Consider the following 24,980-nt stretch of genomic DNA (forward strand, 5'->3'; position numbering starts at 1 on the left):
TTTTCGTGACACAAGCGATTTTTTTACGTAAAATACGTCCCCTTTTATTTGGTACGAATTCTGTGCCGATTACGCTGACTGTCGAGAGAGAATGCAATGAGCAACAAAGACAATATCTTTTCCGCTCCCATTGATAAAATTGGTGATTTCACCTTTGATGCAAGGGTTGCTGAAGTATTCCCAGATATGATTCAACGCTCGGTTCCTGGATATAGCAATATCATCTCTGCTATTGGCATGTTAGCTGAACGCTTTGTAAAACCACACTCAAACATCTACGACTTGGGTTGTTCTCTTGGCGCAGCAACGCTTTCAATGCGCCGCCACATCCAACAAGAAGGCTGTACGATTTTTGCTGTCGATAATTCGGAAGCCATGGTTGAACGCTGTAAGCTGCATGTAAACGCCTACCGAAGCGATACGCCAGTCGAAGTTATCGAAGCTGATATCCGTGAAATAGAGATCAAAGACGCTTCAGTTGTTGTGTTGAACTTCACCTTACAGTTCTTATCACCAGACGACCGCTACGCTCTGCTTGAAAAGATCCACGCTGGATTGCGTCCGGGCGGTATTTTGATTCTGTCAGAAAAGTTTGTGTTTGAAGATGAAAGTTCAAATGAACTGCTTATCGATCTGCACCATGATTTCAAGCGTGCAAACGGATACAGCGAACTAGAAGTCAGCCAAAAACGCAGTGCTATCGAAAATGTCATGCGTCCAGATTCTATTCCAGTTCACAAACAGCGTTTTGAAAAGATTGGTTTCTCAAGTAGTGAAGTGTGGTTCCAGTGCTTCAACTTCGGTTCGATGTTCGCGATTAAATAGCGCTCGACCACAATTGGCGAAAGTTTGACGCACTCATACTTTGCCCTTAATTTCCTGTGTTATGGCTATAAAGCTGTACACATTATGAATTCCACAACGGTTAATATTATTCATGTTTAATTTTGCTAACTTTTATCAACTCATTGCCCAAGACACTCGCCTACAGCCATGGCTCAATGTTCTTCCTCAACAGCTGACGGATTGGCAAAATGCAGAGCACGGTGACTTTGACCGTTGGTTACGTGCACTAAATAAGATCCCGCAAGGCGTGCCTGATCAAGTTGATTTAAAGAACTCTGTGACTATCGGCAGCAGCACACCATTTCAAACGGGTGAACTTAAGAAGCTAGAGAGCTTATTAAAGACGTTCCACCCTTGGCGTAAAGGTCCTTATACCGTTCATGATATTCATATCGATACAGAATGGCGCAGTGACTGGAAATGGGACCGTGTACTTCCGCATATATCACCGCTTAAAAACCGTTCTGTACTCGATGTAGGTTGCGGTAATGGCTACCACATGTGGAGAATGTTAGGTGAAGGAGCTCGTTTGACCGTCGGTATCGACCCGTCTCACCTTTTCCTTGTTCAGTTTGAAGCTATCCGTAAGCTGATGGGCGATGACCAACGCGCTCACCTTTTACCTTTAGGTATTGAGCAGCTGCCAAAACTGGAAGCTTACGACACTGTATTCAGCATGGGTGTGCTATACCACCGCCGTTCACCGCTTGATCATTTGATCCAATTGAAAGACCAGTTGGTATCTGGTGGCGAACTGGTACTTGAAACCTTAGTAATTGAAGGTGACGAAAACGCGGTTCTGGTCCCTGTTGACCGCTATGCGCAAATGAGAAACGTGTACTTCTTCCCATCTGCTCGCGCACTGAAACGCTGGCTTGAACAAGTTGGCTTTGAAGACGTTCGAATCGTTGATGAAAATGTTACGACGGTTGGCGAACAACGCACAACAGAATGGATGACGCATAACTCTCTGCCAGATTACTTAGACCCGAATGACCCAAGCAAAACAGTTGAAGGTCACCCAGCACCGAGACGTGCAGTTCTTGTAGCGACAAAGCCGTAACGTCGTTGTCCGCAAGCTATTATTCAAGTGACCACAGAATAATAGCTTTTGGTCGTAATAAAGCCATCATTTATCTCGCAGTAAACTTTGACTTAAAAGTGCGCAAATTGAACAAAAATTGACTTATGTTTAATAAGTGAGCTATTTAAATTGGCGATAATTGGCGTAGCGCTCACATTGCGATTCAATATGACCAGACTCTTACATTAGGATGCTTCACGCATCCTTTTTTGTAGGCTAAACTTCTAAATAGTCTGAACTATTCTCTAATTTCCAAAGGTTTTTTTATGTTTAAGCGATTATCGCCAATTGTGGCGGTTGGTTTGCTCTCTGGCTGTACCCTCACTAACGGTGCGGCCTACCACCAAGAAACTCTCGACGCAATTTCCCGCTCAGAGACAAACATCGCAAATAAGGTTCAAAACCTTGAACTGCAACTAAGTAATCAAAGTGATTATATTGAAAGCTTAGAAGACGAAATTATCACCCTTTCCAGCCAATTAGATATTCATCTAACGAGCATAGAACACAAAGTTATTGATGAGTTAGAGGAAGAAGAACCTGTTGCAGTTGCAGCCGTACCTGCCGCACCTACCTCACAACCAACCATCCTTGGTGGAATCGAAAAAGTATCCATTGATTCTATCAAACAAAGCTTTGATGCGCGTGTTGATACTGGCGCAACCACCTCTTCTTTGAACGCAGTAGACATCAAAGAGTTCGAGCGTAACGGTAAAGACTGGGTGAAGTTTCACTTAGCAGACAAAGCACAAGCGCCAGAAGACCAGAAATGGATTGAAGCTCCTGTTGTTCGTTTCGTAAAAATCCGCCAATCGACCAATGATAAGACTGAACGTAGAGCTGTGATTGAATTATGGGTGAAAGTTGGAAAAATCCATGAAAAAGCGCAATTTACATTGGCGGATCGCTCTCAAATGAGTCACCCTGTATTACTAGGGCGCGAATTTATCAAAGACATAGCGCTAGTAGATGTAAGTAAAAAATACGTACAAACGGAAGTTAAATAACAATAGTAGGGTAAGCTATGACGTCAAGAATTCCATTTTATATCTCAATTTTCCTGCTCATCGTAGCAGGGATAACACTGAGTATGTTCAGACATACAACCTACGGTGTACCCTGGACTCCAGGCGAAACTAATCAGGTTTGGGACATTGAAGCTCGTATCGAGTTCAATGCAGTGGGTAAAGAAGCAAAAGTTTCACTAGCCGCACCTCACACACAGTCTAACTTTACACTTATCGGCGAGTCAGCTTCATCACCAGGTTACGGCATTTCATACTTGAATACAGATTCAGGTCGCCGTGCTGAGTGGTCAATTCGTCATGCAGATGGCCCGCAAACTATCTACTACAAGACACAGTTCTTAGTCGATAGCCAAGCGAACGTTACCTCAATACCTCCAGAAGGTGATGTGGCTCAACCAAGCTTTGACGGCCCTGAAGAGGCTGCAGCTCTTGCTTTGATTGACAGAGCAACCAAGCGCTCAGCAGACAATATCACCTTTACTCGTGAGTTAATCAAAACGCTTAACGATCCAGACAGCCAAAACTCAGCGCTGATTCTGAATAACATGACCAAAGTGGAAGCGACACACAAGCTACTTTCTGCCGCTAAAATCCACAACAAAGTTGTCGGTGTTATTGAATTGGAAGACGGACGTCGTCGCCAATCAATCCAGCATATGAACCAAATTTGGGATAATAACCAGTGGGTTCTATTCTCTCCTGAATCTAGCGAGCAACAAGTTCAACCAAACTTACTCATCTGGGACGAATCAAATGTCTCTCTATTAGATGTAGTGGGCGGCCAGAACAGTAAAGTTCACTTCTCGATGATTGCTCAGGAAATCTCACCAACAGAAGCAACCAGCAGTAAGGTCTCTGCCGACCAACTGTTGAACCTGTCGATCCACAGCCTACCGTTAGAAGAGCAAGCGATGTTTAAAACCATCATGCTGATTCCAATTGGTGCGCTTATCGTTGTGTTCCTGAGAGTGATCATCGGTCTTAAGACTTCTGGTACGTTCATGCCCGTTCTGATTGCCGTAGCATTCGTTCAAACGCAGTTGGTGACAGGTATTGTGGGCTTCCTACTGATTGTCGGTACTGGCCTTGTAATACGAAGTTACTTATCCAAACTCAACCTCTTGCTCGTGGCCAGGATATCCGCCGTAATTATTACGGTAATTATGATTATCTCGATATTTACTGTAGTCGCATTTAAAATCGGACTCACCGAAGGCCTATCGATTACGTTCTTCCCAATGATTATCTTGTCTTGGACTATTGAACGTATGTCTATCCTTTGGGAAGAAGAAGGCGCGAAAGAAGTAATGCTACAAGGTGGCGGCTCTTTATTTACAGCGGTGCTTGTTTACTTAGGTATGACTAACCCGTTCATTCAACACTTAACGTTCAACTTTATTGGTTTACAGCTTGTAATTCTAGCGACCATCTTGTTACTAGGTAACTACACAGGCTACCGTTTGACCGAGCTTCGTCGCTTTAAACCGCTAGCGGAGGACTAAGTTATGTTTGATCAATTTACTTCACCGTTTAAGTTGAAAGACAAAGGCATAATGGGAATGAACAAGCGTAACCATAGTTATATTGGTCGCTATAATGATCGTTCCAAGTATCCACTCGTTGATGACAAGCTTAAGACTAAAATTATTGCTGAACAGGCTGGTGCAACCGTACCAAAGTTGATTGGCGTAATTGGTCACCAAGCTGAAGTAAAAACAATCCATAAAATGGTTAAAGAGTGGCCTGGCTTTGTTATTAAGCCAGCGCAAGGAAGTGGCGGTAAAGGCATCCTTGTCGTGATCTCTCATAAAGATGGGGTTTACACCAAACCATCGGGTTCAACCATTAACGAAGAAGACGTAGAGCGTCACATCAGTAATGCTCTAGCCGGTCTTTTCTCACTAGGTGGTAAGAACGACGTAGCTGTAGTTGAAAACCTCATCAAGTTTGACGAGTGTTTCGAAGGCTTCAGTTACGAAGGCGTGCCAGATGTACGAATCATCGTATTTAAAGGCTACCCTGTGATGGCGATGATGCGTCTTTCTACTTCAGCTTCTGACGGTAAGGCAAACTTGCACCAAGGTGCTGTGGGTGTCGGTATTTGCATCGCGACCGGAAAAGCCGTTCGTGCGGTTCAGTTTGACCAACCAGTAACTCACCACCCAGATACAGGGAAAGAGTTGGCGGCACTTCAAGTGCCGCATTGGGAGAAACTACTGACTCTTGCATCAAGCGCTTGGGAAATGACAGGTCTTGGTTACATGGGTACTGACATGGTTTTAGACCAAGAAGAAGGCCCTATGGTACTGGAGCTTAATGCTCGACCTGGATTAGCAATACAGATTGCAAACGGCGCAGGTTTACTACCTCGCTTGCATCATATTGAAAATCTAGGCACACCCGCGGAATACCCAAAAGCTGCAGAGCGCGTTGCCTACGCTGCTAAGCAATTTGGTGTTCACGGTAACGAAATTGTACCGAGCTAATCTAAATGAAGAGCTAGCCAAGTTAAGCTTGGTGACTGAGTAAGTAATTCGATACCTAATCGAGTTCAATAGAAAAGCCGCATAACTCTGAGAGTTACGCGGCTTTTTAATGTCTGAAGCTCAAGTTAGCGTATTAAGCTAGGCCTCAGTTGCTTGAGTTTCACGCTTGCGGATTGGGTCAATACGTACAGCCGCTACCTTAAATTCTGGGATCTTGGCATGCGGATCCGTTGCTGTCGTCGTCAAGCGGTTTACCGGAGATTCCACGAAATGAAATGGAATAAACACCACGCCCTTTTGCATTCGTTTAGTAACAAAAGCAGCTATTTCAATTTCACCACGACGGGTCGATACTTTTAACATCTGTCCATTCGAGATCCCTAACGCTTCAGCATCATGAACACTGACCATTGCTCGCGGCCCGGCTAAGTTATCTAACCCTTTTGTCTTGCGAGTCATGGTACCCGTATGGAACTGCTCCAGCACACGACCCGTCGTTAGCACTAATGGGTATTCTGAATCTGGCAGCTCTGCCGCGTATCGAAACGGAATTGCTTCCATCTGACCACGCCCTCGAGTGAATTGAGTTTGGTGCATGATGCGAGTTCCGTCAGGGTTGTTCTTATTGCTCGGCCACTGGACACCATTCACTGTAATATTCTCCCAACGTAAGCCACCATATTGCGGTGTTACTCTTGCTATCTCATTGGTAATATCGGCAACGGTGCTATAGCCCCAACCGCCGCCCATTGCGTTGGCTAGCATCTGAATAATCACCCAATCCTCTTTCGCTTCACCTGGAGGGTTAACCGCAGGATTAATACGCTGAACACGACGCTCGGTGTTAGTAAAGTGACCAGACTTTTCAGCAAACGAGCAAGATGGCAGAACCACATCTGCATACTGCGCCGTTTCGGTTAAGAAGATGTCTTGAACAACAAGGAAATCCAGCGCTTCAAGTCCTTCAATTACGTGCGCTTGGTTTGGATCACTGAGCACTGGGTTTTCGCCCATCACGTATAAACCACGTACGTCACGGTGACACGCCGCATCGATAATCTCTGTGAGCGTTAAACCCGTTTCAGCAGGCAAATCGGAAACGCCCCACTCCATCGCAAATTTTTGACGAACCATTGGATTATACACTTTCTGATAACCCGGTAGATTGTTTGGCAACGCGCCCATGTCACATGCGCCCTGAACATTGGATTGACCACGTAAAGGGTTGATACCACCACCTTCAATACCGATGTTGCCACACAAGAGTTGCAGGTTAGCAATCGAGCGAACGTTATCGTGCCCTGTGGTGTGTTGCGTAATACCCATTGAGTAATACACCGCCGTGCGTTCTGCGGTGCCAATCAAACGCGCCATCGCGAAGATGTCTTCCGCTTTCACACCTGTCACTAGTTCCACTTTGTCTAAGGAATAGCTTGGTGACATGACCTCTTGCAGCAAGGTATCAAAACCATCAACGCGATCTTCGATATACTCTTGGTCATACCAACCGTGTTTGATGATCTGCTGCATCACACCATTAATCAGCATCACATCGGTACCCGGTCGGTGCGCTAAGTAAAGTTCAGCATGGTCTGCAATATCGATTCGTTTTGGATCGGCAACGATCAATCGCGCTCCACCATGTCTCACCGCTTGCTTGATATGCGAACCAATAATTGGGTGCGCCGAAGTGGTGTCTGATCCAATAATAAAGATCACATCTGAGTGCTTGATACTTGGAATATCATTGGTCATCGCTCCACTGCCCAGAGAGGCCTCTAAACCCGTTACGGTTGAAGCGTGGCAAAGGCGAGCACAATGGTCGACGTTGTTGGTTCCAAGCTCACGGCGGATGAATTTTTGGAACGCATAGTTATCTTCGTTGGTGGTTTTAGCCGATGAAAAACCCGCTAGAGCATTACTACCAAAGCCTTGTTTAATCGCAGTAAATTTATCAGCGATCAATTTAATCGCTTCATCCCAACTTGCGGGTTGTAGCCAGCCATCTTTGCGGATTAATGGCGTGGTCAGACGCGCATCGCTGCCGACAAAATCGAAGCCAAATCGCCCTTTCACACACAACATCCCTTCATTGACCGGAGAATCACCACCCTCGATGTAGCGGATCTTGTTCTTAGCTTCATCAACGTGCATAGTGAGCTTGCAACCCACACCACAATAGGTGCAGATGGTGTCGACTTTCTTGAGTGCGCCTGTGTCGCCTTGCTTTTTGTCTCTCGCATCCACCATCGCGCCCGTTGGACATGCCTGAATACAAGATCCACATTGAACACAGTTAGAATCGCCCATTAAGGTTTTGTCGGCGCCAAAGTTAGGACGACATTCAGGTCTTGACGCAGGCTTACCATCAGACTGATTCATGAAGCTTAAAACGCCATGTACATTCTGTTCGCGACACGCTTGGATACACTGACCGCAACTGATGCAACGATTGGCATCAAAAATGATGAATTCAGAACTGTCATCAACCGCGAATTTTTGTCTGGTTAAACCGACCTTAGCTTCTTCAGCGCGAATCGCTTGCCAGCTGTCGTTAGAAGCCACATTGATTTTGTATTCTGGATGCGTTTGCGTTGCCTTGTATTCAGTCGAATAATCTCGCAGGTCGCAATCGGTATTAGCTTGGCAGCCACACTCTAAACATCTTGCCGCTTCAGCTATCGCATCGGCATTATCAAAGCCAGTTTCTACTTCGTCAAAACTTTGCTCGCGCTGCTCTGGGGTGAGCTCTGGCATGATCTTACGAGCCATTCGCTGTATCGATTTATATTGCTCTGGGTCAACAGCTTTTAGCTGCTTTTGCTTTCTTGAATTGAAAGGCTTAGCAGGGATCTGATTCATGTCACCATTAAAGAATCGGTCGATCGCTTGCGCAGCAATTCGGCCATCCCCCACCGCTTCGACAGCGGTTGCTGGGCCACGTCGAAAATCGCCAATACTGAAGATATTACCTGTTCCCGTGTGCATGGTTTGTGGATCAGCATCAGCCGTATTCCAACGCGTTAACGGGATTTCTAGCGATTCATTGTCCATAAAGCTAAGATCAGGCTTTTGTGACACGGCAGCAATCACGGTATCGAAAGCCTCAACAAAAAACTCACCCGTAGGTTTCGGACTACGACGACCCGATGCATCTGCAGGGCCAAGTGCCATACGCTCCAATCGAATTTCCGATACATGACCATTCTCATCAGCAACATTTTCAGCAGGGTTAGTCAAGAAATGGAATTTGACGCCTTCGTGTTCAGCTTCTTCGATTTCGTAGTCTTCCGCCGGCATCTCATCTCGCGTGCGACGATAAATCAGCGTGGTGTCCGCACCGTCACGCACTGCGGTTCGAGCACAGTCAATCGCCGTATTACCACCGCCAATAACCGCCACTTTTTTGCCCGTAGTGAACTGTTTGTCGGTGACATAATCTTTCAGGTAATCGACACCCAAATAGCAACCGCCAAGGTCGCTACCCGGATAGTTCATTTCAACCGCTTGCGATGCACCAACCGCTAAACAAACAGCATCAAAATCGTTACTCAAATCAGACAGTGTAAAATCAACACCAAGTTTTTTTTCACACTCTACCGACATCCCGTTACGACACATCAGCTCGATTTCTTTATCCAAAATCGACTTCGGTAAGCGATATTCAGGAATCCCATAACGCAACCAACCACCAGCTTTAGGCATCGACTCATAAACACTGACATCATAACCTTCATTAGATAGGTAATAGCCTGCCGTAAGGCCTCCAGGGCCACTACCGACAATCGCAATGCTCTTGCCTTTGCTGGGTTTCTTCGCTGGCGTGTAGCTTTCTTGAGCAGCCAAATCGGCATCGGCTGCGTGTCGCTTGAGTTGGCGAATCGCAATAGAATCATCGACTAAGTTTCGACGACATTCCGTTTCACAGAAAGCAGGACATACACGACCAATCGATAGCGGCATTGGCAGTGTTTTCTTAATCACTTCAATAGCTTTGGTATGATCATTTTGCGCAATGTGATGTAGGTAAGACTGGATATCTACTCCCGCCGGGCAAGCGGTTTGGCATGGTGCCTCACAGTCAGCATAATGGTCAGTCATTATGCGATTCAACGCTTCTTGTCGATGATTCGTTAGCTGTTTTGACTGAGTAGTGATGTTCAATCCATTCGACACCTCTAGTTCACAAGAGCGTGTCATCCCCACACCATCCACTTCAACCACACACAGGTCACACGGTACTTTATCCGCTGTTTTGTTCAAACCACATAACGATGGAATCTCTAAACCACATGTTTTTGCTGCCTCAAGAACGGTTTGCCCTTGTTCAACGATTCGAAATTTTCCATCAATGACGATTTGAATCATAGCTTGTCCTACCTTCCAGTTTGCGTAACAGTCACGCTCAAAAATAATTATTGGCACAGCAATGCGATGACACTACTGCCATTCATTACCATACATTAATTGTGGTTTTGTGCGTGTGACCTCAAACAAGTTCCATTGATAATAACCACAAGGTATGAGTGGTCTTATCAGTACATAAAGGGGCTGAATTGGGAGTTGGGAATCAGCACAGCTTGAGATCGTCGGATTCGAGATACAAAAAAGCCCCTAATGATTAGGGGCTTTGAATAAATATCATTGAGTCGCTTTCGAGCTTATAGCTCAGCTATCAAGGTTATAACTCAACTATTAAACTTATTGCTCAGTTTCTTCGAGAAGCTCTTGCACCGGAGATACCGGTTTGTTTTGAGCAAAGCCTCTTAAGCCAACAACGTGTACATGTTCGTGGTCTTTGAAGACCTTACGAACCAGTTTGTAGGTTGTGCCTTTCTCTGGGCTAATGTTCTCTGGCGCAGCAATCAGAAGCTGCATGCCTAGACGGTCACACAGTTCAAACAGCGTAGAGATAGACTTAGAATCCAGACGTGCTGCTTCATCAAGGAACAACAAACGACATGGAACGATGTCTTTGCTACGAAGTCGACGAGACTCCTCTTCCCAGCTCTGAATAACCATCAATAGGATTGACTGACCAGTACCGATCGCCTCACCCGTAGACAGTGCACCCGATTCCGCTTGTAACCAACCATCTGAACCACGGTTAACTTCAACACTTAGCTCTAGGTAGTTACGGTAATCCAGTAGCTCTTCACCGAGAACTTGTGGAGAACGTTGACCCATATCGATATGTGGATTCACGCGTTGGAACAACTTCGCCATCGCTTCAGAGAAGGTAAAACGAGTACTTTCGAACAAGTCTTTGTGCTGCTCCTGTTGAGTCGCTAGACCCGATAGCAAGATCTCGTGGCTTTCACGAATCTTAACGTTCAAACGCACGCCCTTAACCTGACCAAAGAAGATATTCGATAGACCTTGGTTCAGCATACGGATACGGTTCTGCTCACGCTGAATCGTCTTCTTGATGATGCTTGCTACCGATTCAGAGCTGATCGCTAGACGGTTTTCACGCTGCGTCAGTTCTTCTGTTAGACGAGCAAGTTCAACTTCCATCTCTTCAATTGCTTCAACCGGATCATCCGTATGAATGATGTCTTGGCGAATGCGCTCACGAAGGTGTTGGTAAACCGCAATGTAGAACAGAACTTTACGCTCTGGATGCGCGTTGTCTTCAGATAGACGCAGCGAATCACGAAGGTCTTCATTGTCTGACACAGCCAAACGCAGTGCACCCAGTGATTTATCCGACATAGAGCGAAGCTCGCCTGCCGTTAGATAAGCCAGTTCACGTTTATGCAGACGACGTTCAACATCATTCTCACGTGCTAAACGAAGTACTGAACACCAACCCGCTTTCGCTGCAACAACGAAGGTACGAAGCTCGGTGTATTCTTTCTGTACTTTCTTAAGACGCTTAGCCAGTGCTTTCATCTCAAGTTCAGTTGACGTAATAGTACGCTCGTATTCACTCTTACGGCCACGAGAAGTATGCAAACGTTCATGCAGTTCGTCACGACGGCGTACTGCACGTTCTTCAGCGCCTTCATCAGCATTTACGCCAAACTCTTGAAGCTCTTGTTTGAACTCTTGAACCGTTTCTTGTTTCGCTTGATGTGAGCTCTTCAGTGCTGCCAATACTTGGTTGTACTGGTTCATCTGTTCACGAGCTTGCTTCAAGCCATCACGGCCTTTGGTTCTTGCTTGTTCTGCTTGAATCAACTTCGCTTTCAATTGCTCACTCAGTTCGCTGCTCTTGTTGAGCAGGTCTACAGAATCCGCGTAAGCAAAGTAGTGACGACGTTCGATTAAGTCAGAAAGAGCAAACACTTTACCTTTCAAGCTTTGTAGAGCTTGGTCTGCTTGTTGGTATTGCGCTTCTAGTGCCTCGAACTGTTCTGGGTCAGCATCTAGTGCTGAAACGATCTGCTCGAGCGAAGCCAGTGCTTTGCCATGGTTGTTCAAATACGACTTCGCTTCACTCAAACGCTCTAGTTGCGCTTCCAATTCAGCAAGACGTTCAACCAATGTTTCGTCTTCTAAAATACGAACCATTGGTGCTAATTTGTCTAGTGCACCGATTGCCTGCTTGCTTTGTAGAAGTTGGCTACGTTGCTGTTGTTCTTTAGAGCCTAGCTCTGCCAGAGAACGTACAATTTGGTTACGCTTATCGCGAATAGACGCTAGCGCCTGCTCTGGATCAGCGTTGAACGCAACGTGCAGATGCTTAGCAACAAAGCTGTTGAATGCTTGGTATAGGCGATTCAGTTTCTGCGAATCGAACGCTGCTTTCGCGTGGTTCTCAACAACCACATCACGCTCTTCACGTAATTTCTCTAAACGTTGCTCACGAGCCGCACGTCCAAACAGTGGGATCTCAGGGAAACGAGAATAACGCATTTGGCGATCGTTCAGCTGAACACACACCGCGCCTTCGAGTTCGTCAGCATTGAATGAGCTGTCATCGAAGGCATCGACATCGCCTTCAAGGATGTAAAGGTCGTCTGGGCAATCTTCAAGATCCACCAGCTTCTCTTTAATACCGTCAAGGTCTGACACAACAATCGCGTGACGCGCTGGGCCATACATCGCGCTGAAATACGGTGCATCGCCAATGGTGATGTCGTCGTAAATTTCAGAAAGCAACACGCCACCCAGAGTATCCGCTAAGCCTTTCAGGCGAGGATCATTTGAACCACCCGGTGAGGCCAAGCGCTCAATCTCTTGTTCAAGTTGCGCACGGCGAGTCGCCAATTGATCTTTCGCGACCGCTTGAGATTTTTCGTCTTCCAGCACTTGCTGCATTTGAGTCATCACCGCTTGGCTATCTTCTAGATCAGCATCTGTTTGATCTCGTAATGTCTCAAGCGCGTCGTTGGCAGTGATCCATGCTGGAGCAATTGACTCCAGTTTTTGAATCTCTTGATCGTAATTTTGTTGAACACGACGTTGCTCACTTTTCGCTTCACGCAGATCTTCTTGAGCATACTCAAGAGACTCAATCTGCATAGCATGACGTTCGCGTTCTTCATCAAAGATCGCTTCATCCGTGAGTAAAACGTTGTGTTGCTTTTGGTATTCGGTCGCTAGCTCTTTGGCTTGACGCTGTTGTGCCACATCACGAGCTATGTCGCGGTGCTGGGCACGCCACTGCTGTTCGTTTTCGACAACGTGTTTTGCGTTACGGCCTTTCTCTAACGCTTGTTTAGCGCTGTCAGAGGCGTCTTTACGCTCTACATCACCCACAATGCTTTTAACAAGAGATAGCGCTTTGTCGAACTGCGCAGAGGCAGCAGAAGACATGTCTAGCTTATGTTTAGTAGACAGTAGCGTTTGAGTGCTTAATTCTTCTTGTGCTTTTAGCTCAGAAACCAAAGTTAATGCGCTTTCTGCGGTAATCGATTCATCACCAAGTAGCTGCTTGGTTTTTTCTAATGCTTGAACCGCTTGCTGATATTGCAACGCACGAGTCTGCTGAACATCCAACGCTTGTTGGTAGTCAGCAAGCTGAGTTTTCAGACTATCCACTTCTTCTTCAGTAATGGTTGCCTGCTCTTCCGCTAGAAGTACTCGTTCTTGAGCTTCTTCAACCACCATCATCTGCTCTTCTAGACGCTCATTAAGCTCTTCTAGATCTTCGCTGTAGCGAGCAATTTTCTCTTGCTGACGAAGTGCAGTTTGAACTAACTGAAGATGATCTGAAGCCGCTTGATAATCTTGCTCAAGTGCCGATTCTTGATCAACCAACTGCTCCAACTCTTCTTGAACTCGATTCAACAGGTTGTTTTGATTAAGCAAGGTCTCACGTGAGCCAAACAATTCACCACGGAATTTCATGGTTTGATCAAGCTTATTACGGCGATCATTCGCATGGCGCATGTAATCTGCTGCCACGTAATTGGTCGATTCGGTGATCAAGTGCTTGAACAAATCACGATCCGACTGAGTCGTTTTGATCGCTTCGAGTGTCATGCGGTTTTCGCGAAGTGCTGATTCCATATCTTGGAATGCTTTCTTCACACCACCATTTTGTGGCAGAAGGTAATCACGCAGTGAACGCGTAATCGCACTTGAGATACCACCATAAAGCGATGCTTCAATCAGGCGGTAGAATTTAGAACGATCGCTGCTGTTACGCAGTTTCTTCGGTACCACACCGTACTCAAACATTTGTGAGTGGTAATCTACAATCGAAGAGAAGGCTTTAAAGTGCGCGCCTTCGTATTGTGCAACCGCGGCTTTTACGTCGTTTAACTGACATACGCGTGCATGGCTGTCTGAAACGTTCTGAATCAAAACATCCGTTGGTTTAACATGGCTTGGAAGGCCTTGGATAACAAACGGTTTGATGTCTACTTTCTTATCACGACCCGCAACTTGCTGCAGTTTTACCGCAAACAATAGGCGTTGGTTACGAGAGTTCACTACATCTAACGCGGCATAACATGCGCCTGGCTGAAGCTTACCGTATAGGCCTTTATCACGAGAAGACTGTGAGCTACCCGCTTCCGTTGTATTACGGAAGTGCAGAAGACTTTGGTCAGGAATTAGCGCCGTGATGAATGCCGCCATTGTGGTCGACTTACCCGCACCATTACCGCCAGAAAGCGTTGTAACCAATCCATCAATATCAAAAGTACGAGCAAAGAAGCCGTTCCAGTTGATCATGGTTAATGATTGATACTTACCTCTTTCAATCATGCATCACCTTCTACTTTATTCTGTTCGCCAAGGTTTGATTGATCATCAAAACCGGCTTGATCGTTAAAAATGTCTTGCTGACCGTTTTCGTCTACGTCAGCATCTATTTCTGATACGGCTTCCGCTTGTTCTTCATTCAACAAGCTACCTTGGTTAGGCTCTTGAGTATGCACCACAGCTTCACCATCACGGATAAGACGCAGTTGAGCTTCTTTCATATCATCGCCAACACGTACGTCAGCACCAAAGCGGAATACCGCTTCGCTGATACGGAATTTGCCCGTCTCGCCAATCGCAATCAGCATGCCGATACGACGTAAACGACGTAAAGATGTGCGTACTTTTTCAAAGAGTTTTTCTTTATCCAAGTCAGAACCAGACGCACGGTTCGTCGCCAGTTTCATGAGTTTTTTCTCATCGGCTAGCGAAATCAGTTCATCAAATAGCTCTTGATTGGTAAAGATACCTTCGTGAGCCAAACGCTCTGGACTTAGGTATAAGAAACACAATACCTTACCGACGAGCATATCGAGCTCAGACAAAACGCTTCGACTAATCAAAGACGTAGAACGCGGGCGCAGATAGAAGAAACCTTCAGGCGCTTTCACGAGTTCCGTGTTGTAGCGTTGGTAAAAATGCTGAAGTTCTACTTCGAAATCAGAAAGCAACGCGTGGTTGTCTAGGTCTTCTGTTGAAACATGCTTACCTGAACGCAGCATGCTGTCTAGCGCAGGGAACAACGGGTTCGCTATCGCTTTTACCAGTTTCTCTGGCATGTAATCATCAGTACTTGTTAATGACATTTGCTTGTACCTTTGCACCGAAATCGTTGATTGCCTGCCAATCCGGCTGAATAGCCTGATAGTCAGACGCTGAGTAACCTAAGCGCACGGCTTGGTCGACAACAATTCTGGCTAAATCAAAATGGTGTGTGCGAGGGTGTGCTGCGAGGTAATCGCGTAGCACAAGACCAAGATCAATTGGCGCACCTTGCTGTTTGTGAGCTTTTAACATCTCTGCAATTCGGTCTGAAAGCAGGTCGTTCACTTGCTCGAATTCTTCGTACTCTACGTCGATTGGCGCTTGTCCCATCACTTCATCATCACGCAGCACCAAAGCTTCGTCACGAAGATCGGTCAGCTTTTCAGCATCGGCATAAGTCAGTAACCAAGGCGCGTCAAAGTAGTCGGTAACCGACTGACGCAAGCGTTGACTAAAGGCACGGTTTTTATCCATATCAATCGCGGTACGGATAAACTTATGGACGTGACGGTCATAACCGATCCATAAATCGATCGCTTGTTGGCCCCAACTTGTGATTCGATCAAGTTTCATTTGCAAACCAAACAAGGTTTCGCCTACGAACTCGAGTTCATCGTCACCGTACACAATTTCTTGAATATCGAGGATCTGGGTTTGCAGTTCGTCACCGGCCGCTTGCAAGGTGTCTTGCAATTCTTTTAACGTAGCAGAGGTTTCCGATAGCAAAGACTCACAGTTATTGATCGCCTCTCGCCAATCTTTATTAAGAAGATCAGCAATTTGCTGTTTGACGGTTTGTTGCTGCTCGTCCATCACACGCTGGTTTAAATCGATCTGATCGAAGATCTCACCCACTGAATATTTCAAAACGCCATAAACGTTCTTTTGCCAGTGGCCAGGTGTTCCGCCTTTTTGCGCAGCTTCAATCGCTTTAGCCATCTCATCTGCAACCATCGAAAGTTGAATCGACAGTTTTAACTTAGAGAATTGACGGTGACGTAAGTAATAATCTGAAATTCCGATCGCAAGTGGAGAAAGACGGTAAATACTCGCACCGTCGGTGATCTCACTAGTAAAACGACTAATCAGTTTTTGTTTAACCAACTCGTTGATAGCGTTGTTTGCACGGAATGCAGACGCTTCGCCGGTATCTTCAAACAGACGAGTGACAATGGTAAATGCATCGTGCAGTTCACCTTCACCTAGCTCTTCATCGAACCTTTCATTGCTTAGCACAGCGATAGCAATCAAAAATGCTAAACGCTCTGGCGGCAAGTTTAATGAAAAGTCATGCTGCTTGACCCAGCCTACCAACTCATCAATTGGCTGCTCTTCGGCAGTTTGAGTCATTTCACTCATTGTGGTTCCTGTTACTGTTTTTCGTAATATCGAACGTATTAGATATTACGTCTATTTCTTTATGACGCGGGCTTCTTACGATTGCATAGCGCATGTTGTGGCTTCTTTTACCACATTCACCGCTGTTATTGCGCAGGTTTTTGAGCCCAAACGTGAATATAACGGCCTAGTGACAGATATGGCTCTTGGCGACATAGCTGTTTTTCTAGTTCCAATACATCTTCAAATTGGTAGTCGCCCATGTACTCCATATTACCTATGTAGTCACTGAAGGAACGAATGCCTGATTTACCACAGATTTCTAGACCAGCGTCTTCTATCCATTGATAAACCTCTTCTGGCTTCAAGCCTTTTTGTGGTTGCAGCTTAAACCGTTTTCGATGTGGCATCCCATTCAATACATGAGGAATGTTGCCACAAATCACATTTTTCAGGACTAATCCGTGGTGGTTGTAAAACATTATCGAGGCAACGCCACCGGGTTTTACTTGTTCCAATAATAAATCAAGCGCCTCTTTAGGGTCTGCGAGCCATTCCATTACGGCATGAAACATCACAAAATCGACTTGGCCTTCAAGGTGCTCTGCTACTTTTTGGACCGGAGAATGAATAAACCGATACTGCTCTAACAAACCCGCTTCGCTGATACTTCCTTCTGCAAGCTTAAGCATCTCAGAAGAGAGATCGCACAGAGAAACGTTATGCCCTAACGCCGCAATTTTTTGCGACATCTGTGCAAGACCACCTCCAGCATCAAGAACATGCAAAGGTGAAGCTGATTGCTCAAATTTGCTCAAAGCTTGTTCTAGATCTTCCCATACGATGATCTGACGGATCTCTCCTTTGTCAGAGCCGTAAATATTTTTTGCAAATTTGTGGGCAATATCGTCGAAATTACGGTCTTCAGTCACGGCTACTTGAGTTATTATGTCCTATCGTGCCTGCTATTCTGTCACAGGAATTTCAGGAATAAAGAGGCGATGTCTCTTTTTACTACTAAGTGATGTTTTTTCGGACTATTCGGATATGTTTGAGCTGAAAAAAGTAGTGTCTTCGCTATTGATGCCACTGCCAGCAATGTTAATTCTCGCTTTTCTGGGTTTAGCCCTAGTGATGTTTACTACCAAAAGGAAGACTGGTTGCCTAATTACCCTTTCAGCCCTCTGTGGTATTTTCCTAATCGCTTTCCAACCAGTTTCTAGTCAACTTTTAATGCCAATGGAAAGGCAACACACCGCATTTTTACCCGTAGACGACACCATCGACTACGTTATGGTTCTTGGAAGTGGTCACGTCGTCGATGATCAAATTCCACCAACCTCAGAGCTTAGCCGTACAGGGCTAATGCGTTTAAGTGAAGGCATTCGTATTCTGCGCCTCTATCCTGGTGCAAAACTCATTCTGTCTGGCTACGGTGCTGGCACTGAAGTGAGCAACGCAAGAATGATGGCTAAGGTCGCGTTAGCACTCGGCGTAGCAAAACCCGATATCATTCTGCTTGAAACCGCTAAAGACACGTGGGAAGAAGCGCGCCAAGCTGCCGCGTTTGTTAAAAACAAAAAGATGGTGTTAGTCACATCGGCGAGCCACATGACTCGCGCCCTGAATGAATTCAATGCGGCAGGTATGAAGCCATTAGCAGCACCAACAAACTACCTTGCACAAGAAGGCATTGTTGAACCTTGGAATAAGTACATGCCTAAAGCGCTCTATCTTGAACAGACAGAACGTTACTGGCATGAAACGATGGGATTGGTTTGGCAGAGCCTACGTGACTGGCTAGACACCAGTAATGACAATATTGAAGAACCTGTGGTTATCCCTGAGCCTTCTATTTTAGAAGAGGATAATGGTGTAGCTTCTGCAGCGCAGTCTTAATGATAGTTCTTGGTTTCAAGTAGCTGTTTTAGTGTCACTGCTTTCATGTAACGACTTTCGAGTCACTTATGAATCGTCAAGAAAACTATAAGCTCTAGAATGAAACGCAAAAAAAAACCGAGACATCAAGGATGTCTCGGTTTTTTTACGTTCAAATTTTGTTGCTAACTAGAACTCCCTAAGAGAATCAGTCACCAGCAAACATGTAACCTTCACCGTGAACCGTCACAAAGATTTGTGGGTTCTTAGGGTCAAACTCCATCTTCGCACGCATACGACGGATTAACACGTCAATGGTTCGGTCGTTTGGAGCATCCACTCGGTGGCTGATCATGTTCAAAATACGTTCGCGACTTAACACTTGGTTAGGGTAAGAAGAAAGCGCAACGAGCAGCTCATATTCCGCTTTAGTCAGCTTAACTGGCTCACCATTTTTACTTAAAGCACGACGAGGGATATCAAACGTCCACTCACCAAAACGAACCACAGATTCGTCTTCTACTTCAACAGTCGCACCAACCGCTGTTTTACGAGCAGCAGCAATACGCCAAAGTAAGTTTTTAACTCGAACTAATAACTCGCGAAGTTCGAAGGGTTTAGTAACATAATCGTCTGCGCCCATTTCTAGGCCTACAATTTTGTCGATGCTATCCGTGCGTCCAGTAACTAAAATAATCCCAATGTCCGATTGACTGCGTAATTCGCGAGTTAGCATCAATCCATCTTCGCCTGGTAAGTTGATGTCTAGCATAATGAGGTCAACGTTGTTTTCTTCCAACACATTTCTCATCTGAGCACCGCTTTCCGCTTCACTCACTGTGTAACCTTCGTTCTGGAAATATCCAACCAGCTTACTGCGGGTTACCACATCATCTTCTACGACTAATACGTGATAGCTCATCTACACCACTTTTCTTATTTAATAGTTTCAGTAACCATTCTATTCATAACTAGTAACAATTCTAGTGGTACAGCAGATAAAAGCGAGAAACATGAACCTTTTTTGATACAAGACAATCTAAAACCTTGCTATTTATCGTCCATGGCAATTCAATATAGGCATTACGACTAACGAGTCACTTTGCGTTCAGCAAATAACCTTGTTATTGAGCCTTGGTGTGCTTATGCCCAAATGACTTATCGATGCTTGGGTATATAAACATCACAAGACTAAATCAGGATCTATGAAATGAAAGATACGAAAGCATTCAACGAACAAAGAGCTGAAATATACTGGTGGCTATCAAGCTTGTTCGCTAAAGAGCTCACACAAGAAGAACTCGATCACTACCACTCTGTTGAGATTCGTTCTTTTCTGACTGGTTTAGGCGAAAACGAAACACTTAAGCCTGCGATTGATAAACTGGTAGACGCATTGAACCGTCTACAAACACGTGATGATGCCCAACTAGAACTGTCTGCTGACTTCTGCGATCTATTCTTAAAGACAGATAAACATGGTGCTCTACCTTACGCTTCAATGTACATCGGCGAAACGGGCCTGTTAAACGACAAGCCAGCTAAAGACATGGAAGACATCATGGCTAAGCACAACTTGGTGGTTAACAAAGATCTAAAAGAGCCAGCAGACCACATTGCTATCGAACTCGATTTCTTGGGTAATCTCATCATCCGTTCAAACGAAACTGAACTTGAAGAAGAATTAGAGAAATCGTTCGCTGTTCAACAGCAATTTATTGAACAACAACTTCTTACTTGGGTACCAAAGTTCAACGTTAAATGTCGTGAAATCGATTCATTCGGTTTCTATGCATCGGTTGCATCTCTTCTCGTTGCCTTCTGCAATCTGGACACTCAGTATTTAGCGGGTGAATAAGATTCGCTGATGATTAAGTAAACAAATTCAATAGAATGTGACAATTCACCCAGAAATCTGGGTGAATTTTATTGCGAGTAATTTCTAGTCAGTCTAAAATTGTGACCGCAAACGATAAAATATGAAACATTCACGAAATGCTATGCTTATTTAAGTTCAGAGCATTTCGGTGTTAAGACAAGCCGCTCAATAGCGGTTTTTTGTTTTTTAGCACTTTAATACCCCAAAGAGCCCTACAAATTTAAGCTCTTAGTTAGGTAGCTTAACGGCTACTTTATTCCGTACTTTGGGAAAGTAGCTTCTAATAGGATAAAACCATGGCCACTATAAAAGATGTCGCTCGCTTAGCAGGCGTATCAACTACCACCGTTTCTCACGTAATCAACAAAACGCGTTTTGTTGCAGAAGCGACTCAAGAGAAAGTAAACAAAGCCGTAGACGAATTAAACTACGCGCCAAGTGCTGTTGCTCGTAGCTTGAAATGCAATTCAACACGTACTATCGGCATGCTTGTGACTCAATCAACAAACCTCTTCTTCTCTGAAGTGATCGATGGTGTTGAAAGCTACTGCTACCGTCAAGGTTACACTTTGATTCTGTGTAACACGGGTGGTATCTATGAGAAGCAACGTGACTACATTCGAATGCTTGCAGAAAAGCGTGTAGATGGCATCTTGGTTATGTGTTCTGACTTAACAGAAGAACTTCGTGGCATGTTAGATCGCCATGCTGATATCCCAAAAGTTGTCATGGATTGGGGTCCTGAAACCTCTCAGGCTGATAAGATCATCGATAACTCTGAAGAAGGCGGCTATCTAGCAACCAAGTACCTGCTAGAACGTGGTCACACAAAGATTGCTTGTTTAAGTGGCCACTTAGACAAAGCAGCATGTGTAGAACGCATCGCGGGTTACAAACGCGCACTCAATGAAGCGAAGGTCGCAACCGACGAAAAGCTCATCATTGAAGGTAACTTTGAGTGTGATACCGCTGTACTTGCAGCTGATAAAATTGCTCAGATGGAAGATCGTCCTACTGCTGTATTCTGTTTTAACGACACAATGGCGCTTGGCCTAATGAGTCGTCTACAACAGCAAGGCATTCGCATTCCTGAAGATATTTCGGTTATCGGTTACGACAACATTGAACTTGCAGAATACTTCTCTCCACCATTGACGACGGTTCACCAACCTAAGCGTCGTGTTGGTAAAAATGCATTCGAAATTTTGTTGGAACGCATTAAAGATAAAGATCATGAAAAACGTGTCTTCGAAATGCACCCTGAAATTGTTGAGCGAAGCACAGTTAAAACGTTAAATTGATTGATAAATCGAGTTTAATTTCATTAAGCGCACCTTTGGGTGCGCTTTTTTTATAAGCAACTAAAATAAACCTAGTTGCATAACACCAAGATCATTAATTGAAGCAATATCACATTTTGAAATATCAGGTGTGAGCCTCATTCAACAAAAACTTTATTCTATTCAGTCAGTCACGCACAGGGCAAACCACTCGAAAGAGTGAGACGCAAAGCTTCCGGCCTAAACCACTCGTTGGTATGGTAGCGGGGTTACCGATGGCAAAATGCAGTAGTTACTAACAATTTAGTAATTTACGGCTTGTTGACAATTTAATTGCAACATTTTGCTAATCTCTCGGACCTGCTTATTTGGTGGCGTAGTTCAAATACACCGAGATAAATAACATGGATAAACCGATACTAAAGGACTCAATGAAATTATTTGAGCCCCTAGGAAAAATAAAATCACGCTCAATGTTTGGTGGATTCGGGCTTTTTGCTGATGACACTATGTTTGCTCTGGTTGTAAATGACCAGCTGCACATAAGAGCGGACAAAGACACAACAAAGCAATTCGAGCAACAAGGGTTTCAACCATACGTCTACAAAAAACGTGGTTTCCCTGTCGTCACTAAGTATTTCGCATTGCCGGAAGGCTTGTGGCAAGACCAAGAAAAGATCTTGCAGCTTGCTACGACGTCTCTGGGTTTTGCTAAAGATGAGAAAGCGGAGCAGTCTTCTGCTAAGCCAACTCGACTAAAGGACCTCCCTAACCTTCGATTGGCTACCGAGCGTATGTTGAAAAAGGCGGGGATCGATTCCGTAGAATGTTTATATGAATCTGGCTCTGTAAACGCATTTAACGCCATCAAGGAATCGCATGCATCCTCTGTCAGCATTGAGCTGCTTTGGGCGCTAGAAGGTGCGATCAATGGTACTCATTGGTCTGTTATACCGCAGCAACGTCGTGAAGAGCTTATCAGTCGCGTCAATTAATATTGTCAGTTCAAACTATCTACATAACTAAGCCGCATTCTTGCGGCTTTTTTTATATCTGTTGAAAGTTAATCTATGCTTTGCCTGTCTATCTATACTAATGGTATACATTGAAAATTAGAGGAAGTATCAATGAGTAAGAAAATGATATTGGGTATCGTGTTGGTCGTAACCATCGTCCTATTAGGCGTCAATTTCGGCCAATACCTAACACTTGAGAATGCGAAAGCTCAACAAGCTGTTTTGAATGACTACATCGAGAGCAATTTTATTGCTGCTGCTGCGATTTACTTCGCCGCCTATGTCATGATCACGGCTTTCTCAATTCCCGGCGCTGCGGTTGTTACACTCTTAGGCGCTGCTCTATTTGGTTTCTGGAACAGTTTACTGCTAGTGTCTTTCGCGAGTGCTATTGGTGCAACCCTCGCCTTCTTAAGTAGCCGTTACCTGTTACGTGACTGGATCCAAACCAAGTTTGGCGACAAGTTAGCAACGATTAACAAAGGCGTTGAAAAAGACGGGGCATTTTACTTATTTTCTCTACGTCTAATTCCTGTCTTCCCATTTTTCCTTATCAACCTGTTAATGGGGTTAGCCCCAATGTCGGTGACTCGTTACTACATCACGAGCCAAATAGGCATGCTGCCAGGTACCGCGGTTTTCTTGAATGCTGGTACTCAACTCGCAGAAATTGATTCACTTTCAGGTATCGTATCTCCTTCAGTATTATTGTCGTTTGCTTTGTTGGGGGTATTCCCAATTATTGCTAAATGGTTGATGAGTAAGTTTCGTTCAGCACCTGTTGCTGAATAACGTATATGGCTGACTAACACCTAAAGCCGAATAAGGTTCTATTCAATGAAAATTTTCAGTGCATCGAATCCTACAGAAGCCCATATCATCTGTGGATTGTTAGAAAGTGAGAATATTGCGTGTGAAGTCCGTGGTGAGGGTTTGTTCGGTTTGAAAGGGGAAATCCCATTCACCGAGGAAACTGACCCTTACGTATGGTTATATGAGCCAGAATTGGCCAGTAAAGCCCGCACGATCGTCAATGAGTACCAAAAACAGCAAGATTCGATCATCTATGAAGAGTGGCGTTGTGGTGAATGCCATGAAGTCAACGAAGCGCAATTCGGTTCTTGTTGGCAATGTGGCGCTGCATCACCAGAGTAAGAACATAACGAACGATACCCCTCCCTTAAAACAAAAACGGGAAGCTAATATTAGCTTCCCGTTTTTATTTAATTCAATCTATTCATCTGTTCTGATAGCGAACCAAGAGAATCACTGGATTTGTTTTTGAATAAACGCGATAGAACGTTGATTAAACTCTTCAGGGTTTTCAACATTACACACATGTCCGCAATTCGCTATTTCCACTAACTCACTCGACTCGTGTGCTTCAACCATCTCCTTTACGGGCTTGATGAACATGTAGTCACGTTCTCCCATTAAATAAAGGGTTGGGATCGGCAACTCTCTATCTTTGAAGTACTTCATAAGAGGGTTCACATCAGCAGTTAGGATAAACCAGCGTTTAAACTCTTTTTGACACAGCTTTTTGGCTTCGCGGATAAATAGATGGCGAGATTCTTTTTGGCTCTTCTGCGGCATGACAACATAAGCAAAGAGACTATATAACCACATGTATGGAATGATGTGCTTGCTTAAATTACCCAACTTTATTAATACTTGAGAACGAGTATTGAGCTTAGTCACCGCCCCACCAAGTACCATTGAACGCACACGTCCCGCGGCTAATTCTGCTACGTTGCGAACAATAATCGTCCCGAGAGACATACCAACAAAATGCGCGGAGCGGATTTTTAGATGGTCAAGTACTTTGAGGATATCGAGTGTGACCGATTTGAACGTATAGCGGTTCGCTATCAGCTCTTTTAAAATATTGTCTGACTTACCGTGCCCTCTCAGATCAATGAGAAGCAAGTTGAAATGTTGTTTATACGCTTTGATCTGCTTGAACCAGATTGAGGAGCTGCCTCCCGCGCCATGCACAAACACAACCCATTCATCGCTCGTAGGGTGAGTAAATGTTTTATGAAATAATAAACTCTCAGACATACCTATCGCTTTAATTATAATAATGGAGCTATGCCTCATCACGAGGCGATGGCTAAGGATATCACGCTATTAAGAACTTTAAGTGATAATAGTGTCAAACCTAACATTAGTCATGTGAATACCTGCCTCACCTTTTTTACCTGACTAAAATGAGTTT

General features: G+C 44.7%; 18 protein-coding genes and 1 riboswitch. Of the genes, 11 read left to right on the forward strand and 7 right to left on the reverse strand.

What is annotated here, in order from left to right; translation table 11 throughout:
- Positions 1 to 96: 96 nt before the first annotated feature.
- The 5 genes from cmoA to IHV80_RS10560 all read left to right on the forward strand — a co-directional run bounded on the left by cmoA (position 97) and on the right by IHV80_RS10560 (position 5,444).
- Positions 97 to 825 carry a carboxy-S-adenosyl-L-methionine synthase CmoA gene (gene cmoA / locus IHV80_RS10540; RefSeq protein WP_017105755.1) on the forward strand — a complete coding sequence of 243 codons (729 nt, stop codon included), beginning with the start codon at positions 97 to 99 and terminating at the stop codon, positions 823 to 825.
- 112 nt (positions 826 to 937) lie between these two features.
- The gene (gene cmoB, locus IHV80_RS10545) at positions 938 to 1,909 is read left to right on the forward strand and encodes a tRNA 5-methoxyuridine(34)/uridine 5-oxyacetic acid(34) synthase CmoB (protein ID WP_017105756.1); all 972 of its coding nucleotides are present in this window, start codon (positions 938 to 940) and stop codon (positions 1,907 to 1,909) included.
- Positions 1,910 to 2,196: 287 nt separating this feature from the next.
- Positions 2,197 to 2,937: an ATP-dependent zinc protease family protein gene (locus IHV80_RS10550; RefSeq protein ID WP_192889015.1), complete on the forward strand. Its 741-nt coding sequence runs from the start codon at positions 2,197 to 2,199 to the stop codon at positions 2,935 to 2,937.
- Positions 2,938 to 2,954: 17 nt separating this feature from the next.
- The gene (locus IHV80_RS10555) at positions 2,955 to 4,460 is read left to right on the forward strand and encodes an inactive transglutaminase family protein (RefSeq protein ID WP_192889016.1); all 1,506 of its coding nucleotides are present in this window, start codon (positions 2,955 to 2,957) and stop codon (positions 4,458 to 4,460) included.
- Positions 4,461 to 4,463: 3 nt separating this feature from the next.
- Entirely contained in the window at positions 4,464 to 5,444 is a 981-nt protein-coding gene (locus IHV80_RS10560) for an alpha-L-glutamate ligase-like protein (protein WP_192889017.1), read from the forward strand.
- A 138-nt stretch (positions 5,445 to 5,582) separates the two neighbouring features.
- Here IHV80_RS10560 and fdhF read toward each other — a convergent pair whose 3' ends face one another.
- The 5 genes from fdhF to cmoM all read right to left on the reverse strand — a co-directional run bounded on the left by fdhF (position 5,583) and on the right by cmoM (position 17,638).
- Positions 5,583 to 9,812: a formate dehydrogenase subunit alpha gene (gene fdhF, locus IHV80_RS10565; protein ID WP_192889018.1), complete on the reverse strand. Its 4,230-nt coding sequence runs from the start codon at positions 9,810 to 9,812 to the stop codon at positions 5,583 to 5,585.
- 333 nt (positions 9,813 to 10,145) lie between these two features.
- The gene (mukB, locus tag IHV80_RS10570) at positions 10,146 to 14,606 is read right to left on the reverse strand and encodes a chromosome partition protein MukB (protein ID WP_192889019.1); all 4,461 of its coding nucleotides are present in this window, start codon (positions 14,604 to 14,606) and stop codon (positions 10,146 to 10,148) included.
- On the reverse strand, positions 14,603 to 15,409 hold the full coding sequence (gene mukE / locus IHV80_RS10575) for a chromosome partition protein MukE (RefSeq protein WP_192889020.1): 807 nt from the start codon (positions 15,407 to 15,409) through the stop codon (positions 14,603 to 14,605). Before mukE ends, mukB begins: the two co-directional genes overlap by 4 nt.
- A complete protein-coding gene (gene mukF / locus IHV80_RS10580; RefSeq protein ID WP_017105762.1) occupies positions 15,390 to 16,727 on the reverse strand; it encodes a chromosome partition protein MukF in 1,338 nt (445 codons plus the stop codon). The genes mukE and mukF overlap by 20 nt, the downstream gene beginning before the upstream one ends.
- Before the next feature lie 125 nt (positions 16,728 to 16,852).
- Positions 16,853 to 17,638, reverse strand: coding sequence for a tRNA uridine 5-oxyacetic acid(34) methyltransferase CmoM (gene cmoM / locus IHV80_RS10585; RefSeq protein ID WP_192889021.1), 786 nt, complete (start codon positions 17,636 to 17,638; stop codon positions 16,853 to 16,855).
- Positions 17,639 to 17,753: 115 nt separating this feature from the next.
- On the opposite strand from cmoM, the gene elyC reads away from it, so the two are divergent.
- On the forward strand, positions 17,754 to 18,605 hold the full coding sequence (gene elyC, locus IHV80_RS10590) for an envelope biogenesis factor ElyC (RefSeq protein ID WP_192889022.1): 852 nt from the start codon (positions 17,754 to 17,756) through the stop codon (positions 18,603 to 18,605).
- Positions 18,606 to 18,792: 187 nt separating this feature from the next.
- Here the strand turns inward: elyC and torR are convergent, their stop codons facing one another.
- Positions 18,793 to 19,506 (reverse strand): two-component system response regulator TorR, encoded by a 714-nt coding sequence (gene torR / locus IHV80_RS10595; protein WP_192889023.1) that lies wholly within the window; start codon positions 19,504 to 19,506, stop codon positions 18,793 to 18,795.
- A 288-nt stretch (positions 19,507 to 19,794) separates the two neighbouring features.
- Here torR and torD point away from each other — a divergent pair, with 288 nt between their 5' ends.
- The 5 genes from torD (at position 19,795) to IHV80_RS10620 (ending at position 23,914) form a co-directional block, all read left to right on the forward strand.
- Positions 19,795 to 20,442, forward strand: coding sequence for a molecular chaperone TorD (gene torD / locus IHV80_RS10600; RefSeq protein WP_192889024.1), 648 nt, complete (start codon positions 19,795 to 19,797; stop codon positions 20,440 to 20,442).
- A 317-nt stretch (positions 20,443 to 20,759) separates the two neighbouring features.
- Entirely contained in the window at positions 20,760 to 21,764 is a 1,005-nt protein-coding gene (gene purR / locus IHV80_RS10605) for an HTH-type transcriptional repressor PurR (RefSeq protein ID WP_017105767.1), read from the forward strand.
- Between the two features lie 170 nt (positions 21,765 to 21,934).
- Positions 21,935 to 22,020: riboswitch (cyclic di-GMP riboswitch) on the forward strand.
- Positions 22,021 to 22,147: 127 nt separating this feature from the next.
- Entirely contained in the window at positions 22,148 to 22,738 is a 591-nt protein-coding gene (locus IHV80_RS10610) for a TfoX/Sxy family DNA transformation protein (RefSeq protein ID WP_192889025.1), read from the forward strand.
- Positions 22,739 to 22,870: 132 nt separating this feature from the next.
- Positions 22,871 to 23,551 carry a TVP38/TMEM64 family protein gene (locus IHV80_RS10615; protein ID WP_192889026.1) on the forward strand — a complete coding sequence of 227 codons (681 nt, stop codon included), beginning with the start codon at positions 22,871 to 22,873 and terminating at the stop codon, positions 23,549 to 23,551.
- A 45-nt stretch (positions 23,552 to 23,596) separates the two neighbouring features.
- The gene (locus IHV80_RS10620; RefSeq protein WP_192889027.1) at positions 23,597 to 23,914 is read left to right on the forward strand and encodes a putative signal transducing protein; all 318 of its coding nucleotides are present in this window, start codon (positions 23,597 to 23,599) and stop codon (positions 23,912 to 23,914) included.
- A 111-nt stretch (positions 23,915 to 24,025) separates the two neighbouring features.
- Here the strand turns inward: IHV80_RS10620 and IHV80_RS10625 are convergent, their stop codons facing one another.
- The gene (locus IHV80_RS10625; protein ID WP_192889028.1) at positions 24,026 to 24,823 is read right to left on the reverse strand and encodes an alpha/beta fold hydrolase; all 798 of its coding nucleotides are present in this window, start codon (positions 24,821 to 24,823) and stop codon (positions 24,026 to 24,028) included.
- Positions 24,824 to 24,980: the final 157 nt, after the last annotated feature.

Origin of the sequence: Vibrio bathopelagicus, assembly GCF_014879975.1 — a bacterium.
GTDB lineage: Bacteria > Pseudomonadota > Gammaproteobacteria > Enterobacterales > Vibrionaceae > Vibrio > Vibrio bathopelagicus.